Origin of the sequence: Commensalibacter intestini A911 (genome assembly GCF_000231445.1) — a bacterium.
GTDB classification, from domain to species: domain Bacteria; phylum Pseudomonadota; class Alphaproteobacteria; order Acetobacterales; family Acetobacteraceae; genus Commensalibacter; species Commensalibacter intestini.
In genome coordinates, this window is sequence record NZ_AGFR01000009.1 from 1 (window position 1) to 18954 (window position 18954).

Below are 18954 nucleotides of genomic sequence, written 5' to 3' on the forward strand. Positions count from 1 at the left end.
CAGCGTCTTCTGCCCAAATCTTTACATGAGGATCTAACTGAACAACCTTCTGATCTTTATTAAATGAATGACGATTGCCAGTATTTAAATAGCTTTCCGTTAACATACCATCCGCCCAAATCACAGAATGATCTTCAGTTTCAACGTGATAATAATCATAACTCGTTATCGAATAATCGTAAAAAATAGAACGCCCATTCACCAACATCCGTGCAGGAACAAAGTGACCATCAATAAATAAACAATGTTCTGAGGTAATTAATAAATCTTTATTGGGAACATTCTTCTTAAACGCATCTTTTAAAATACGAACTGGATAGCCCGCTTGATCATCGGGTAACTTAGCATTCACATGAGCCGTTTGTTTACCAACCCACGTAATTTTCTTTTTTACTTTTGCCTTACTCTGCGGATCATAAGTTAAAACCATATCTCCAACTTGAAGATCCTCAACCGCACAAACCCCTTTGGCCATCTTAATCAACGTGCCCGACAAGAAACATACAATCATGGTTAAATCACCACTAGCATCACTGCCTAATGTCACACCAGTATATTTAATGCCAATCATATTAAGCGTTAGAGACGTGCCATCTAATAATTGTAATGTAATATGATCAGCATCTGGATATGCCACAGAGGAAACATTATTTGCTTGTAGCCCATCAACAGTTACCTTATCTGACAAGCCATCCATAGCCATCAATCCAGAAAAGCCACTAATAACCGTCGTAACGCTGGTATCCACTCCAGATGTATAACCTGAAATCACTAAACCACTATTCTGATCACCAATTAAATCAACAGAGCCACCATTAGACATCCCAATGGTCATGCTGCCACCTTTACTTAACGTAACATCTCCTTCTAAAGTCCCTCCATTCGCGATGGATAAATACCCTCCAGAAGACAATATTAAATTCCCAACAGTCTTGCCTCCAGAACACACAGATATCGTACCAGCAGAAAAAGTCATATTACTGGCAACTCCACCGCTATAAATCACTTGGCTTCCACTCATCATCACTGTATCTGTTGCAACACCTCCAAAAGACACATATTGATTGCCACCACTTATAACTGTGTGACTTGCAATACCTCCAATAGAAACAGTTTGTCCTCCACCAATAAGCACCGTATCTTTTGATACCCCTTCATCAGACACATATTGATTGCCACCACTTATAACTGTACGATTTGCAACTCCTCCAGAAACATATTGCTCGGGGAAACCATAATCAATACTTTCTTCGAAGTCAGAATAGCCTGTCCGTTGAATTAAATTAATATCATTGACGATACCTCCTTTGGCAATATACTGGGTTCCTCCCACTATAGAACCTCCATTAACAGTACCTCCATCCCCAACATATTGCGCAGCTGAAGCATGTTTTACATCGTAATGGTACGTATATAACCATTGTGAAGTAGTCACTTCTTGCATCTCTATATTATTTACAATACCACCAGAGGCAACATATTGTATTTGAGGCTTCAACCAACTCCCATCATCCCCTGTGCTTGCTATATAATTACTAAGATACATAGTAAAAATCGACACCATGGACACATTATTAACTGTTCCTCCATAGACATATTGCGTTGCTCCGTAATAAACAGTAGCATCAGACATAATTTGTCCACCAGAAAAAACATATTGTGTTGCATCTATACCAAGTGTAGCCTCACCAATATTACCACTAGATACGTATTGTGTGCCATCAACAGTCTCATAAGATACTGAACCACCATACATATATTGCACAGCACCGGAATTAATAAAAACGCCACGAATACTACCTCCTGACAGATATTGAGTGCCATAAACATTCTCATAAGATACTGAACCACCATACATATATTGCACAGCACTGGAATTAATAAAAACGCCATGAATACTACCTCCTGATACATATTGAGTGCCATCAACAGTCACATTAGATACTACACCGTCATAGATATATTGCTCAGCACCGGAATTAATACCAACACTACCAACACTACCTCCTGATACATATTGATTACCATCAGCAGTCACATTAGATACTACACCACCATAGATATATTGCTCAGCACCAGAATGAATAACAACACTATCAACATTACCTCCTGATACGTATTGGGTGCCTGATAAAATAACCGTGCTATCTGCACGCCCACCAGAAATATATTCGACCCCACCAGACACAACAACAAGAACCGCACTTCCGCCTGATAAAACTGTTAGATCTTCATTAGAACCCACAATAGCAGCATTCAAAACCTCTCCACTATTCACAATAGTAGAAGAAGTAAGAGCCCCAACATTATTTTGACTAGTAATCTCGCTCATTATCCCGACTTTCTTTTTTTTATTAATTTTAATCTTATATAACCACTTAATCTATCATCAATAATTTATTACGATCCATTATTTTTGTTAGAATAAAATAAAAAAAAGTAGGCGTAACATATACGCCTACTTTTTATGTTAAAATTATATATTAAATAATTCGATTAACTCAATAATTATCCCAAATCAGATCCTTGCTGACCTTTAATTAACAACCCTTTATCATTCGCGCTCACAGGAATATCTTCGCCATCATAAACATTCCCTTGCAACACTAACTCCGCCAACTGATTTTGCAAATTCCGTTGAATGACTCGTTTTAAAGGGCGAGCCCCATAAACAGGATCATATCCGGCTTCTTCCAACCAATTATGCGCTTTTTCATCAAGATCCAGTTTAATCTTACGATCAGCTAATAGGCTTTGTAAACGACCCAACTGAATATCAACAATCTTTGCCATATCTGCTTTTTGTAAACGACTAAACAGAATAATTTCATCTAAACGATTTAAAAACTCTGGACGGAAATGAGAACGAACGACTTTCATCACTTCAGCTTCGACCATTTCTGAGCTTTCACCATCAGGTTGATTAGCCAATACATCAGAACCAAGGTTACTGGTTAAAATAATCATGGTATTTCTAAAATCGACAGTACGTCCTTGACCATCAGTTAAACGACCATCATCAAGCACTTGCAATAAAATATTGAACACATCTTCATGCGCCTTTTCGACTTCATCAAAGAGGATAACTTGATAAGGACGTCTTCTAACCGCTTCTGTTAACACACCACCTTCTTCATAGCCAACATAACCAGGAGGTGCACCGATTAAACGAGATACAGCATGTTTTTCCATAAACTCGCTCATATCAACGCGTAACAAGGCTTTTTCATCATCAAACAAGAAATCAGCTAATGCCTTAGTCAACTCTGTCTTACCCACACCTGTTGGGCCCAAGAATAAGAAAGAACCAATCGGACGATTAGGATCTTGCAACCCTGCTCGTGCGCGACGAACTGCATTAGAAACCGCTTTTAATGCAGCTTCTTGTCCAATAACCCGTTCACGAAGTTCATCTTCCATACGAAGTAATTTCGCACGTTCACCTTCCAGCATTTTATCCACTGGAATCCCTGTCCAACGAGAAACTACCCCAGCAATTTCATGATCAGTAACTGCCTGAGAAACAAGCTGCCCAGATTCTGGATGTTCATTATTCTTACTTTGCGTATCTTCGATTTGCTTTTGCAAATCAGGAATGGTGCCATACATCAACTGAGATGCTTTTGCCAAATTCCCTTGACGTTGAGCAACTTCGACTTCAGAACGCGCTTGATCCAACTGTTCTTGCAGTTTTTGTACTGCATTCACTTGCTCTTTTTCAGCATGCCAAGCAGCTGTCATCGCATCAGATTTTTCTTCTAATGAAGCTATTTCACTCTCTAATGTTGCTAAACGCTCTTTACTAGCAGAATCCTCTTCACGCTTTAACGCTTCACGTTCAATTTTCAACTGAATTAAACGACGATCCAATTCGTCCAAAGCTTCTGGTTTACTGTCAATTTGCATCCGTAAGCGACTAGCCGCTTCATCCACCAAATCAATTGCTTTATCAGGTAAAAAACGATCCGTAATATAGCGATTAGACAAGGTTGCTGCGGCTACTAATGCAGTATCAGCAATCCGAACACCATGGTGTAATTCATATTTTTCTGCAATACCGCGTAAAATAGAAATCGTATCAGCAACAGAAGGCTCACCTACGAAAACAGGTTGGAAACGACGTGCTAATGCAGCATCTTTTTCAATATATTTACGGTATTCATCCAGAGTTGTCGCACCAATGCAATGCAATGTACCTCTTGCAAGTTCTGGCTTAATCAAATTAGACGCATCCATCGCGCCATCCGCACGTCCTGCACCAACAATTGTATGCATCTCATCAATAAAGAGAATCACTTTCCCAGCAGCGGTTTCAACTTCTTTTAAAACCGCTTTTAAACGCTCCTCAAATTCTCCTCTAAATTTAGCACCTGCGACCAAAGCACCCAAATCCAAAGCAAGCAATTGTTTATTTTTAAGTGCTTCAGGAACGTCACCATTCACAATCCTTAACGCCAACCCCTCGACAATAGCGGTTTTACCCACTCCAGGTTCACCGATTAACACAGGATTATTTTTAGTACGACGTGCAAGCACTTGAACCGCACGACGAATTTCTTCATCACGACCGATCACTGGGTCAAGCTTACCTTGACGAGCAATTTCAGTCATATCTCGTGCATATTTTTTCAATGCATCAAAAGAAGCCTCTGCATTAGCACTATCAACTTTTCTGCCTTTACGAATAGCATCAATTGCATGAGATAAATTTTGTGCAGAAACGCCATTTTTCTGCATTGCATAACCAGCAGGCGTATCAGATGCCGCAAGTGCTAGCAACAAACGATCTTGGGCAACATAAGTATCCCCTGCTTTGCTTGCTTCTTGCTCTGCATTATCTAATATACGAATTAACTCTGGTGTCGCTTGAGGTTGCCCTGCACCACCGCCTTGCACTTTTGGCACAGAAGCTAAAACATGCTCAACTGCACCTTGAATAATTTTCGGATCTCCACCCGCAGCACGAATTAACGATGCCGCAGCACCTTCCTCATCATCCAATAATGCTTTTAATAAATGTTGAGGTGTCAATTGCTGATGAAATTCACGGATCGCAATCGTTTGCGCCGCTTGAAGAAATCCTTTAGATCTATCTGTAAATTTTTCAATATCCATAATTTTGTCCCTTAATTTTTAGGCGACAAGCCTATTTTTCATATAACGTCCCAATATTAGGCAACGTTGCTATTGAAGTTTATATTATATATGTGAGTATTTTATAAGAACATAACAAGAGCATAATCAGCATCAAAAACCTTTATTTTGACCTACTCTCTATGTTTTACAGCAAAGAAACCTTTCATGTCTTTACCTATTTTTACTATACCTCATTTTATGCTAAAAATGAAGAACAATATTAAAAAAATCATTCTTATTTATAGAGTTAAATTACTTTTCACTCCGCAAAACCAATCGCTAAATAGTGAATATAAAATCACACATATGAATTGCCATTACAACCCTTAATAACCCTATTATTTACTCTATTTTATACTCTCCTCACTCAATTTTATTTCGAAACTTTTTTACATATCTAACGTAAAGCTAATGACAGACGTCAAAAAATCTGCCAATATGTTAAGAACGAAAATCATTCTTAATATATTTTGGCCATTTTTATTATGAGCACATTCAATTTAAGCACTTCATCTCCTGGAAAAACATGCGTTGTTGATCACGTAGAAGATCTACAAACGCCTGATCCTATTTCTAATCGTTTACGTGACCTAGGGTTTGTTTCTGGAGAAACTGTCAAAATCATTGCCTTTGGGCCTTTTGGTGCAAACCCAATTGCGGTTCAAGTCGGCTCCACTCGTTTTGCCTTGCGTCGCAACGAAGCCGCAAGAATTATTATTCGCACAGATTCATAAAACAATGACAGATTTAAACAAAGATATCTATTCAAGAGTTGCTTTAGTCGGCAACCCTAATTGCGGAAAAACCGCTTTATTTAATCAGCTGACAGGCAGCCGTCAAAAAGTTGCGAACTATGCTGGCGTGACTGTTGAACGTAAAGAAGGGCGATTCACCAGCCCAGAAGGACGCTCTGTAACTATCATTGACCTTCCTGGCGCTTACAGTTTAAACGCCACCAGTCCCGATGAAGAAGTTACTCGGGATATGTGTATGGGAAAATATCGCAATGAAGCCGCACCAGATGCGTTAATTTGCGTTATTGATGCAACCAATTTACGACTCCATTTGCGTTTTGCATTAGAAATATGCCGTTTAAAACGTCCCACTATTATCGCTATGAATATGAGCGATATTGCCAAAAGGCGAGGCATTGAAATTGATATCCCCAAACTAGAATCTCTTTTAGGAATTACTATTGTTCCAACCGTTGCTACCCAAAAAGGCGGTGCAAAAGCATTATTAGATTCTGTTGATCATTCATTTAAAACACCAACAATTGAATTAACAGATGAAACGGATCTCCATGTTGAAGTCCGACGCCTCTTACTGGAATGTGTGAAAAATACCTCTCATACTTCAGTTGCCATTGATGAGAGAATAGACCGTTGGGTTCTGCACCCTTTTATTGGCCCTGTTATTCTTCTTGTTTTACTTTTTATCATGTTCCAAGCCGTGTTTTCTTGGGCACAACCATTTATGGATGGCATTCAAGACTTTACAACATGGCTAGGGCAACATGTTGCACATCTACTACCAGACGGCATGTTACAGAGCCTAATTGTTGATGGTATTTTTGCTGGTGTTGGCACAACAGTTGCGTTCTTACCGCAAATCTTGATTTTGTTCTTATGGATTTTATGTCTTGAAGAATCTGGTTATTTGCCTAGAGCTGCATTCTTATTAGATCGGATTATGGCATCTGTTGGATTAAACGGACGCTCATTTATTCCTCTTTTATCCAGTTTTGCCTGTGCTATCCCTGGAATTATGGCTACTCGAACCATCCCGAGTGCCAAAGACCGTTTAGTTACGATCTTAATCGCACCATTGATGACATGTTCAGCACGTTTACCTGTTTATGCGTTATTAATTGCAGCATTCGTTCCTCATACAACTGTTGGTTATCTCTTTAACCTACAAGGAATTGTGCTCTTTGCTCTATATTTCTTAGGCATCGTTACCGCTTTCATTGTCGCCTTTGTTCTTAAAAAAGGCAAAAGTAACTATGAAAATAGCTTGATTTTAGAGCTTCCTTCTTATCGTTTTCCTAATGTGCGTGATATTGCCTTTGGTCTATGGCAAAGAATTGAAATCTTTGTTTCTCGCGTTGGAAATATTATTTTAACTGTCAGTATCTTATTATGGGCACTCTCTAGCTTCCCTAGCCCTCCAGCTGGTGCTACTGGTCCTGCGATTGATTCTAGTTTTGCAGGCATTATTGGACATTGGATTCAACCCTTCTTCTCCCCAATTGGCTTTAACTGGGAAATCTGCGTTGCGTTGATCCTTGGGCTGGCTGCTCGTGAAGTTGCTGTTACCTCTTTGGCCACTGTTTATGCTGTTGGTGCCGTTGATACAGATGCCCCAACACAACTAATCCACTTTTTATCAACCCAATGGAGCATTCCCACAGGCCTAGCCTTCTTGGCATGGTATGTCTTTGCCCCACAATGTTTCTCAACACTCGCCGTGATTAAAAAAGAAACAGGATCTTGGAAAATCGTGATAGGCACGACCGCTTATCTGTTTATCCTTTCATACTTCTGTTCTTTTGTTACATGGCATGTTGCTTCATTATTCTTTTAAAATAGGAAGATAGAGTATGCAAACCGTTCTTGTTATCTTAATTGTAGGGATATGCGCTTTATTTTGGTTAAATCGATTTTTCCCAAAAATTGGAAAGACACTCTGGCAAGGCACAGCTAATTTATTAAAATTAGTCCATGCACCTATGCCAACCCAACAATGGGCTTTAAAACATTGTGCACCTGTCAGCAAGGGCGGATGTAGTTCTTGCGACAAATGCAGTAAGTGTCATTAATTTAAACTGACACAATTAAATAAACAAAACAACTGAAATGGCTTCTTGTTCCAGTTCGAAGCCAATACTATATAAAAAAAGCACATCATAATTAATATGATGTGCTTTTTTAACGATCACTATCGTTCAATTACAACGAATTAGTAACGATACATTTCTGGTTTAAATGGACCTTGAACTTCCACACCGATATAATCAGCTTGCTCTTTGTTCAATTTAGAAAGTGCAGCACCAACTTTATCTAAATGTAACGCAGCCACTTTTTCATCTAAAAATTTAGGTAATGTATAAACTTTAGGTTCATATTTACCAGCAGGTGCATTCCAAAGCTCGATTTGAGCCAATGTTTGGTTGGTGAAAGATGCAGACATCACGAAAGATGGGTGACCTGTTGCATTTCCAAGATTTACCAAGCGACCTTCTGACAACAAGATAATACGATTACCATCTGGGAATACGATTTCATCGACTTGAGGTTTAATATTATCCCATGTGAAGTTACGAAGTTTACCCACTTGGATTTCAGAATCAAAATGTCCGATGTTACAAACAATCGCACGATTTTTCATGGCACGCATATGGTCTAAGGTAATGATATCAATGTTACCTGTACATGTTACGAAGATATCACCACGAGGAGCAGCTGCTTCCATGGTAACCACTTCATAGCCTTCCATTGCTGCTTGCAATGCACAGATTGGATCAACTTCGGTAACCAATACGCGACAACCTGCATTACGAAGACTTGCAGCAGATCCTTTACCCACGTCACCAAAACCAGCAACAACTGCAACTTTACCAGACATCATCACGTCAGTTCCACGACGGATAGCATCAACCAAACTTTCACGACATCCATAAAGATTATCAAATTTAGATTTGGTTACACTGTCATTAACATTGAATGCAGGAACTAATAATTGACCTTTTTTAGCCATTGCATGTAAACGATGAACACCTGTGGTAGTTTCTTCTGAAAGACCACGAACATCTTTTAACATTTCAGGATATTTTTCATGCATCAGAATGGTTAAATCACCACCGTCATCCAAAATCATATTTGGAACCCAACCATTTGGGCCATGAACGGTTTGTTCAATACACCACATGAACTCTTCTTCATTCATGCCTTTCCAAGCGAAAACAGGCACACCAGCAGCAGCCATTGCAGCAGCAGCATGATCTTGAGTAGAGAAAATATTACAAGAAGACCAACGGACTTCAGCCCCTAAATCAATCAAGGTTTCGATGAGAACTGCTGTTTGAATGGTCATATGTAAACAACCCGCAATCCGTGCACCTTTAAGAATATTTTTACCTTTATATTCTTCGCGCAGTGCCATTAGACCTGGCATTTCGCCTTCCGCAATAGAGACCTCTTTACGTCCCCATTCAGCCAATGAAATATCTTTTACTTTATAATCGTGCTGTGCACTCATGGTATTCCGTCTTTCTTATGATGTTTAGTTCAATGCATTATTAGGATATAATCGGAAATAGATCAATCTTATGAACTACAAACAGAATCTTTTTTAACTTTGAAAAATAAAATCCGTAATTCTGTGAACATTTTTTTTTGTTGCACTATCAATATCATCTATTGTCCAAGTATCTTTATGATAATCAATTAAAGATTGTGCAACAAGATATTTACTATCTTTATAACCCCTTTTATCTTGAATAGAGTTTTGCTTTTTAGTTTTAAACCATTCATTACTAACTGACTTATTAATATCATCTTCGAGTAGTATTTTGTTACCAAGCCTATCTACTATTTCTTGGAATTCGTTTTTATCCACTCCAGCATCTTGCCGAATACTTTCAATATTACGGCCACTTGATGGCATAATATGTTCAATATTTACTTTATCTGAAAAATTAAACTCTACGTTTTTATGTTTCGCATATAAATACTCATTAACAAAAACTAATAAATTTTTATTATAAAATAATATTGCCTCTTCTATTTCTTCTTTCGTCCAATTTTTATCAATATGCTCTTGAAAATCTTTACATATGGTTTTTTCAGAAATATTACGATCAACTAACTTTATGTTTTCAGCAAAGAGAAAAGTTTTAAATTTAACACTTGAATAGCCAACTTCCTCTAATTCAAAAATTATAAACAACTTTAATAGACACTCACAAACATCTAATATTTTTTTTTCTGTAATCTCACTAACTTCATATCGATATAAATAACTAGCTAAATATAATTTAACATTAACATTACATTTTAAAAGTATTCTAACGATAGAATATTCTTTAATTTCATTCCAAATTTTTACAATTTTCATTAATTGATTACATAACAAAAATGGCTCTTTTAATAATTCACTCTCTTTATCAGCATAATATCTCCTTAAACCTGGGGTAGTTACATCAACAGAAGATGTAATTCTAACATATTCTTGATCTAATGCTCGTTTAATATACATAAATTGTTGAAGCGCAGAATCTATATTTATTATATTTTGAGCATTTAATTTTTTAGTCAGTTGGAGAATATTGTTCCATTGCTTATTAAATTCTTCTCTCTTATCTAATGCGTAAGAGTATAATTGCGCAGAAATAATATCTGCATCTGAAAGTGGTAACCCCGTAGAGTTAAGAGAATTAAACATAGTAATTGCTTGCTCTACTTGCCAACTCCGAATTTCAATAACTTGGCATTTATCTAAAAAAGTTTTTGTAAAAAAATTCAACCAACTATCATTTTCGTCTACTAATTTAATATAAAAAAATTTAAAGTTACGAAAGTAATTCGTATATCGATTATCTTTACGTTTATGGCTTATTTTCAGAACATTATCCTCTGCACTTTTAAAATCCTTCGCTCCAATAATGCAATTAAACTCTTTAAGATATAATTCATTGATTGATTTATTTTCTAAAATTAAGATATCTTGTGTTTTTGTGTAATCTTTACGCATCGCAGGAATCTCTTCAGCTTCAGCTTTGTACAAAATTGCCATAATTTTGTCTCTATTAGCTTTAAGACCAGCTATTAAAGCTTCAGAATCCTCATCTTCTGGAATATTTAAAATCACATCATTCAATCTAATCAATATAGCTTTAAGTAATAATAAAAAAGTAGTTGTTCTTTGTTGCCCATCAATCAAGCTAAATTTATCCGCATCAGAACAATCAACGATAATACTTCCAAAAAAATAAGGATCATCTGTTTTTGTATTACTGAAATTTTCAATATCTTGTAGTAATTTGTCACATTGCACAGTATCCCAAGAATAGGCTCGTTGATATTCTGGTATTAAAAAATTTTCAGATTTAGCAAGCTTTAAATAAACCCCTATATTCTTCAACTGCGGTTCAATATTCTTAGCCATATTTTATTTCCTAATTTTATTAAAATTGATCAATTTATTAATAATATGCTACTCGCCCATCGTGAATTGAGAAACTAAATCCATGATATGTCCGATTTCCTGCAAAAGTAACCCTTTAGGTGCAGATAGTTTTGCGTTCCCTCTGGCAACACGTTTTGGCAGAATAATCTCATCAAAACCTAATTTGTGCGCTTCTTTAACACGTAGATCTGCTTGAGGAACCTGGCGGACTTCACCAGACAAACCAATCTCGCCAAAAAATACAGAACCAGGAGAAGTGGGTTGTCGCATTAATGCAGAGACCAATGCTGCTGCAACTGCCAAATCAGCCGCAGGTTCGCTAATCCGCAGACCTCCAGCCATATTTAGATACACATCAACACTATTAAACCGTAAAGAGCATCGTGTTTCTAAAATCGCCAACAACATATTCAAACGTGTGCCATCCCATCCGATGACAGTACGCCTCGGCGCCGAATCTCCTGCTTTGGGAGCCAATAAGGCTTGTACTTCTAGCAAAACAGGCCGTGTGCCTTCTAACCCTGCGAACACTGCCGAACCAGCGATGTTCCCATGACGCTCAGCTAAAAAAAGTGCTGAAGGATTAGAGACTTCAACCAACCCCTCTCCTGTCATAGAGAAAACACCGATCTCATCCGTTGCACCAAAACGATTTTTCGCAGCGCGTAAAATACGGAATTGATGCCCTCGATCCCCTTCAAAGTAAAGAACGGCATCGACCATATGTTCTAATACTCTGGGGCCTGCCAAAGATCCTTCTTTGGTCACATGTCCAACAAAAATTAAAGAAAATTCTTTTTTCTTCGCCATGCGAATCAACTCAAAAGCCGAGGCTCTGACCTGACTGACGGTACCTGGCGCACCATTAATACTGTCCAACCACATCGTTTGGATCGAATCAATAATCACCAAACTAATATTTTGTTCAGTGTCTAACGTCGCTAAAATATCTGAAACATTAATACAGGCAGCCAACTCTATATTTTTGCGCTGTTCACTATCTTCCAATCCCAAGCGATTAGCACGCATGCGAATTTGATTAATTGATTCTTCACCTGAAATATAAAGAACTCGGCGTCCTTGCTTTGATAAAGCACAAGCTGTTTGTAATAAAAGTGTAGACTTACCAATCCCTGGATCGCCACCAACTAAACTGACGGATGATTGCACAAGCCCACCACCTAAAACACGATCCAGTTCCGCAATGCCAACTTCTTGACGGGGTGGAGGAGCACTATCTCCATCTAAACCAGAAAAAACAATCTTTTGCCCTTGCTGATGATTAATCACTGATAAAGGAGTCGTTTGAAGCTTTTCTTCTTCAATCGTATTCCATTCACCACAAGCTTCACAATGTCCCATCCATTTAGGATAAACCGATCCGCAACTTTGACAAACAAACTGTTTAACTGGCTTTTTCGCCACTCATAACCTCTATTCTACTTTGGTTTCAACCTTAATTGGGCCTTGACGCAACCCATGCGTAAATTGATGTACATAAGGATTATCTGTTGTGAGTAGCTCTTTTGCTTTCCCTTTCCAAATCAACTCCCCTTGATATAACATCGCAGCATCATCCCCAATACGTTGAGCAGAAGCCATATCATGAGTAATCGCAATTGCTGTTGAGCCCAGCTTATCCACACAACTTTTAATCAAGTCATCAATAACAGCCCCCATAATAGGGTCTAATCCTGTGGTAGGCTCGTCAAAGAAAATAATTTCTGGTTTTGAAGCTATCGCTCTGGCTAATCCAACACGTTTTTGCATCCCTCCTGATAATTCATCAGGATATAAATCAGCAACGAGCTCTGGATCTAAACCAACCAATTCTAGCATACGATAAGCAGTAACACGCGCATCAGAACGACTTACTTTAGGTAAATGTTTACGATATCCATATAGTAAAGCAAAAGCTACATTTTCCCAAATCGACAAACTGTCAAACAACGCTGCATTTTGAAAGAGCATACCCATTTGTTGTAATTTTTGAGTGCGCTGGATAGAGGATAATTCAAAAATATTCTGTCCATCAATCTCGATGCTACCACTATCTGGCGTCATCAATCCCAAAATGCACCGTAATAAAACGGATTTACCACTTCCTGACCCACCAATAACAACAAAAGAAGTGCCTGTTTCGACATCCATACTGACATTGCGCAACACATGATTGCTGCCAAATGATTTAGATAAGTTACGAATACGTATTTTAGGTGTTTTACAAGCTGATTGGGTCATTTTGAGAAAAAGATATCCGTCAATAAATAGTCAAATACTAATAATAAAATCGATGCAGCAACCACTGCCGCTGTTGTAGAAGCACCAACACCTTGTGCGCCACCTTTACTACGATATCCGTGATAACATCCCATCAATGCGATTAGAAAACCAAAAGCCCCTGCTTTTACCAAACCAATCGTAATATCCATAAACTTTACTGTATTAAACGTCGCTGCAATATATCCCTGTGGAGAAAACCCTAATTTCATAATTGAAACTGTAAACCCACCCAAAACACCTAAGATATCTGCAATTAAAACCAAAAATGGTAAAGCAATCGTAGCTGCTAATAAACGAGGAGCCACTAAATATTTCATCGGGTTTGTTGATAAAGTTCTCAAGGCATCAATTTGGTTAGTGACTTGCATCGTGCCGATTTCCGCAGCCATCGCTGCCCCCACACGACCAGCCACCATTAACCCCGCCAAAACAGGGCCGAGCTCACGCGTTACTGCTAATACAACGATTCCTGCGATCGCACTATCAACGTGATATTGTGCCATTCCCGTATAAGATTGCAAGGCAATCACACCACCTGAGAATAAAGCAGTCAATGCAACAACAGGCAAAGATAAATATCCAATATTAATCATACTGCCAATAAAAATACGCCAGTAAAAAGGAGGATAAAAAATGCTTAAAATGCCCCGTAATGCAAATAAAGCCAACGCCCCTGCCTCTTGGATCGCATTTAAAACCATGCGCCCCAATAACGAAACCCACAATAACGGCCCTTTAAATTCTTTTGTCACGCTTCGTAACCCTTATGCAGATCATTATTTTTCCAACACTACCAATATACTAACTGCCTTATCTTTTAATCTAAAACACAGATTAAAACATTATCAATATACAATGATAACATTCTTTTCTCAACGCTATTATAAAACAGATCTTATCGCAAAATATAAATAACAAAAAGTTTTTTGTAAAACCTAATAATTCAATCTCACCTTGCTCTTCATAAACCACTGAAAAGTCAATGTTGCTATTTATTTTCACTATAGTCTTTGAGATTCTTGATCTTTTTACTTTACTAGTTATATATCCATATATATTTTATCTTATTATTGATCTATTAACCATACCAGGAGAATAACTGTGCGTATAGCAATGATTGGTGGAGGATATGTCGGTCTAGTATCAGCAACATGTTTTGCTGAATTTGGATTACATGTAAACGTTGTCGAAACAAATCCTGATCGTCTGAACGCTTTAAAACAAGGCATTATTCCAATTTACGAACCTGGCCTAGATATTCTCGTTACTAACAATATAAAAGCTAATCGCCTGCAATTTTTTGATAAAATAGAAGAAGCTATTGCTGAGTGCGAAGCTATTTTTATTGCTGTCGGCACTCCACCTCGTAACGGTGACGGCCATGCAGATATGAGATATGTTCATCAAGCTGCTGAGCAAATTGCAACACACTTAAAACAATATGCAGTAATTGTTACAAAATCAACTGTTCCTGTTGGAACCAGTCGTCGTATTGCTCAAATTATTCATCAAAAAAATCCTAATCTTGAATTTGACGTCGCTTCTAATCCCGAGTTTTTACGAGAGGGAGATGCTATTAAAGACTGTATGAATCCTGATCGAGTTATTATCGGTATTGAAAAAGATAAAGCAGATCATGGTAAAAAAGCCCAAGAGGTTATGACGCGCCTTTATCAACCTTTATTCCAACGCGAAACACCTATTCTTTTTACCAATTTAGAAAGTGCAGAATTAGCTAAATATGCATCAAACTGTTTCTTGGCAATGAAACTATCATACGTCAATGAATTAGCTGACTTGTGCGAACAAGTTGGTGGAAACATAGAAGACATCACCAAAGGAATGGGATTAGATCCTCGTATTGGTAAATTTTTCTTACAGCCAGGCCCTGGTTTTGGAGGCTCTTGCTTCCCAAAAGATACCTTGGCACTAATTCGTATTGCTCAAGAAGCCGGTAATCCTGTAAGAATGATTGAAACCGCTGCCCAAGCCAATGACGCAAGAAAAGCAAATATAAGCGGACGGATTATTCAATTATGTGATGGAAACGTCAATAACAAAACCATTGCTATTTTGGGACTAACATTTAAACCTAATACAGATGATATGCGTGAATCAGCATCTTTACCAATTATTCATCGTCTTGTAGAGGCTGGGGCTATTATCAAAGCATTTGACCCAATTGGTAATGAAAAAGCACAACCATTACTTCCTAAGAGTGTACAATATTACGATAATATCCAAGATGCTGCTACTAATGCTGATGCTTTGGTTATTTTAACAGAATGGAGTGAATTCCGCTCTTTATCTCCAGATAGTTTAAAAAGTTGGATGACAGAACCTTTAGTCATCGATCTAAGAAATATTTATAATCCTCAAACAATGAGGGAACAAGGAATTCAATATTATTCTGTAGGTAGACCACACAAACATACAGTAATTTAGTATTTCCAAACAAACCAATAAAAAAGCGATCTATTTTTTAGATCGCTTTTTTAGTTTGATTTTAACTATTTACTTTTGAGCAGCTGCATCATCGCCCTAAATGGAGCTGTTATACGCCACGATGATGAACCATACATAGAATGTAACTCCTCTTTTAACTGTGCATTCTCTTGATGTAATAGCTCAATTTCTTTTTGACTTTGCTGATTATATTTCAACAACTTCTTTTTTGTTTGAATATATACATCTTGCCAACTCGCAACTCTTTTCTCTTTATCAGCTTCTAGAGTCATAAAAACCATAAATTCATAACTATAAGGAGGATCAATATCATGCCATTCTGCACATGCAACTCTCAAGATATCATGCTGTGTCAAAGTCACCATAAATTTAGCAAATAGATTTAAATGCAATACCCAACAATGAACATCTTCATAATGTTTAGGGTTAAGCGTTCTTTCTCCCCACTCCATAATCTCATGAAAAGGAAATTGGCTAGGCAATTCAGAAGCATCAAAATCTTGTACATAACGAAGATGCATATCTTGCACTAACTGATCATCGACTTTATTTAAAGCAAAATCCAATACCAAATGTGTTTCTGGGCAATAAGATTTCCGCATCCATGTTGCTAGTAAATCTGACAATCGACTCTCTTGTCTCTTCATATCAAAAGAATAACGACCATCTGGAAGCACTAAACGCAATTGTCCATTCGGTGTTAATACTTGACTAATCTGATCTATCCATCCGATTAAATTAGGAACGTGCTCACCAACATGAGAAGCCACTACATAATCGAATTCTCTATCGACACATTCTTTAAAAGGTTGATGATTATCCCACACAAAATTAACAGGCACTAATCGATCAAAATCAAACTCTTTATCCCAAGCAAACTGCTTTTTTAAATCATCTGTCGATAGATGATCCGCGTAAAATACCTTTCCATCTTGACTACGTAATATAGGGTCAACCAAAGCACCGATTTCTAAACACTGATCTTTATTAAAATCAATCCCATTACGTACAAATTGATGTCGTTTTTCAAGAAAAGAAACCATAATTTCACAACCATTTTAAATAAAAAGAAGGATTCATTATATTAATGAATCCTTCTCTAAAACTTATCGTCGGATCTTTAATTATACAAGAGTATAATTAAAACACTCTATTAGTTTTCGATGTAAATCAATTTACGATTTACAAATTCCAAGATACCTTCCTTTGAAAGTTCACGGCCATAACCAGAATGTTTTACTCCACCAAATGGAAGATCTGGTGTTGTCCATGTTGGACGGTTAATAAACACCATACCTGTATCAATTTGACTTGCAACATGCTGTGCACGTTTAATATCTTTAGAAAATACAGTTCCACCCAAACCAAATTCTGAATCATTAGCCAACTCAATTGCTGCTTTTTCATCAGGAACGCGGAAGAACATTAATACTGGACCAAAAAACTCTCTATAAAATGCAGGATTTTCTTTGGTAATGTTTGTTAAAATAGTTGCTTCCATAAACGCACCAGGATGATCTGGACGTTTACCACCAATCACAGCTTTAGCACCATGTTGAATCGCTGTTGCAGTTAGTTCTGCAATTTCTTTGGCTGCATCTTCAGAAGATAATGGACCTAAAGTCGTGCTACGATCCATTGGATCACCGATCTTTAGTTTTGAGAAACATTCAGTGATTTGTGCCAAGAATTTATCAGCAACGGATTCTACAACAATGAAACGTTTCGCAGCAACACAACATTGTCCTGTGTTGTTCATACGCCCCCACATGCCCCATTCACATGCTTTTTCAAGATCTGCATCTTCAAGAACGATGAAAGCATCACTTCCACCTAATTCCATTGTAGACTTTTTCAATGCTTTCCCAGCTTCACCAGCAACAGAAGCTCCTGCTTTTTCACTACCTGTAACAGCAACACCGCGAATACGATGATCTTGAATAATTGGAGCAATATTTCTAGAATCTACAAATAAATTTGTATAAGCACCTTTTGGAGCACCCGCATCCAACATTAATTTTTCAAATGCTTCAGCACATTGTGGAACGATAGAAGCATGCTTTACCATCACAACGTTACCAGCCATCAAGTTTGTAGCTGCAACACGTACTAATTGGTAATATGGGAAATTCCAAGGCTCTACGCATAAAATGATTCCAAGAGAATCATGTTCAACATATGCTTTTCTACCATCTTTTGGTTTCAATTGTTCTGGAGCAAGGAACTGTTCTGCATTATCAGCATAATAATCAAAAATATCAGCTGTTAAATCGACTTCACCCTCTGCATCAGAAATTAATTTACCCATTTCCAACGTAACAAGACGCGCAAATTCTGCTTTATTATCACGCATAATCGTTGCTGCTTTTTTCATTACGGCACGGCGTGTTGCAAAATCTGTTCTGCGCCATTTTTTATAACAAGCATCCGCTTGATCAATTTTTTCAGCAACTTCTTGTTCTGTTAATGATGTAAACGCTTTTACTTCTTTATTAGTAAAAGGATTAACCGTTTTATAAGCCATTCTGAATTATAACTCCGTTAAGTTGTTTAAATCGATATTTTGCACTACCAATAAATAGTACAATTTTAATCCTAATTATTAATATACTTCAAATTAAACGAATATCAAATAAAATCGTTATGTTTGTTTCGAATATATCATCATTCATTTATAATCTAAGTAAAAATATTTTTACCTATCTTACTGATAAATAATCATTATTATTAAATATTCAAACAGATAGACTTCACTTATTTGTTACTATTATTTAAAGAAATATTGGTCTGACCATCATTAAATTCAATCACTTTTATAAAATTATTATCTTTCTATACAATCTACATATGCTGGAAAGTGAATCACTATTTTAAAAAGAC

At 37.3% G+C, this 18954-nt stretch carries 13 protein-coding genes; 4 read left to right on the forward strand and 9 right to left on the reverse strand.

Annotated elements, in window-relative coordinates:
- Window positions 1–2332, reverse strand: a 2332-nt coding sequence (locus CIN_RS11505; protein ID WP_170314047.1) for a Hint domain-containing protein, incomplete at its 3' end; no start/stop codon positions are given.
- A 176-nt stretch (window positions 2333–2508) separates the two neighbouring features.
- The gene (gene clpB, locus CIN_RS07235) at window positions 2509–5115 is read right to left on the reverse strand and encodes an ATP-dependent chaperone ClpB (protein ID WP_008854423.1); all 2607 of its coding nucleotides are present in this window, start codon (window positions 5113–5115) and stop codon (window positions 2509–2511) included.
- 506 nt (window positions 5116–5621) lie between these two features.
- On the opposite strand from clpB, the gene CIN_RS07240 reads away from it, so the two are divergent.
- From CIN_RS07240 to CIN_RS07250, 3 genes are read left to right on the forward strand one after another with little or no spacing between them, the layout of a single operon-like run.
- Window positions 5622–5870 carry a FeoA family protein gene (locus CIN_RS07240; protein ID WP_008854424.1) on the forward strand — a complete coding sequence of 83 codons (249 nt, stop codon included), beginning with the start codon at window positions 5622–5624 and terminating at the stop codon, window positions 5868–5870.
- Between the two features lie 4 nt (window positions 5871–5874).
- The gene (gene feoB / locus CIN_RS07245; protein ID WP_008854425.1) at window positions 5875–7722 is read left to right on the forward strand and encodes a ferrous iron transport protein B; all 1848 of its coding nucleotides are present in this window, start codon (window positions 5875–5877) and stop codon (window positions 7720–7722) included.
- Window positions 7723–7738: 16 nt separating this feature from the next.
- Entirely contained in the window at window positions 7739–7957 is a 219-nt protein-coding gene (locus CIN_RS07250; protein WP_040364181.1) for a DUF6587 family protein, read from the forward strand.
- 140 nt (window positions 7958–8097) lie between these two features.
- Here CIN_RS07250 and ahcY read toward each other — a convergent pair whose 3' ends face one another.
- The 5 genes from ahcY to CIN_RS07275 form a co-directional block, all read right to left on the reverse strand.
- A complete protein-coding gene (ahcY, locus tag CIN_RS07255) occupies window positions 8098–9396 on the reverse strand; it encodes an adenosylhomocysteinase (protein ID WP_008854426.1) in 1299 nt (432 codons plus the stop codon).
- A 93-nt stretch (window positions 9397–9489) separates the two neighbouring features.
- Window positions 9490–11304: a DUF262 domain-containing protein gene (locus CIN_RS07260; protein ID WP_008854427.1), complete on the reverse strand. Its 1815-nt coding sequence runs from the start codon at window positions 11302–11304 to the stop codon at window positions 9490–9492.
- Window positions 11305–11352: 48 nt separating this feature from the next.
- Window positions 11353–12750: a DNA repair protein RadA gene (gene radA, locus CIN_RS07265; RefSeq protein ID WP_040364182.1), complete on the reverse strand. Its 1398-nt coding sequence runs from the start codon at window positions 12748–12750 to the stop codon at window positions 11353–11355.
- 9 nt (window positions 12751–12759) lie between these two features.
- On the reverse strand, window positions 12760–13566 hold the full coding sequence (locus CIN_RS07270; RefSeq protein WP_008854429.1) for an ABC transporter ATP-binding protein: 807 nt from the start codon (window positions 13564–13566) through the stop codon (window positions 12760–12762).
- Complete coding sequence (locus CIN_RS07275) at window positions 13563–14309, reverse strand: MlaE family ABC transporter permease (protein ID WP_050798409.1); 747 nt, start codon at window positions 14307–14309, stop codon at window positions 13563–13565. Before CIN_RS07275 ends, CIN_RS07270 begins: the two co-directional genes overlap by 4 nt.
- 412 nt (window positions 14310–14721) lie before the next feature.
- Here CIN_RS07275 and CIN_RS07280 point away from each other — a divergent pair, with 412 nt between their 5' ends.
- On the forward strand, window positions 14722–16053 hold the full coding sequence (locus CIN_RS07280; RefSeq protein WP_040364256.1) for a UDP-glucose dehydrogenase family protein: 1332 nt from the start codon (window positions 14722–14724) through the stop codon (window positions 16051–16053).
- A gap of 65 nt (window positions 16054–16118) precedes the next feature.
- Here the strand turns inward: CIN_RS07280 and CIN_RS07285 are convergent, their stop codons facing one another.
- A complete protein-coding gene (locus tag CIN_RS07285) occupies window positions 16119–17117 on the reverse strand; it encodes a methyltransferase domain-containing protein (protein ID WP_008854432.1) in 999 nt (332 codons plus the stop codon).
- A gap of 110 nt (window positions 17118–17227) precedes the next feature.
- On the reverse strand, window positions 17228–18598 hold the full coding sequence (locus CIN_RS07290) for an NAD-dependent succinate-semialdehyde dehydrogenase (RefSeq protein ID WP_008854433.1): 1371 nt from the start codon (window positions 18596–18598) through the stop codon (window positions 17228–17230).
- Window positions 18599–18954 lie beyond the last annotated feature (356 nt).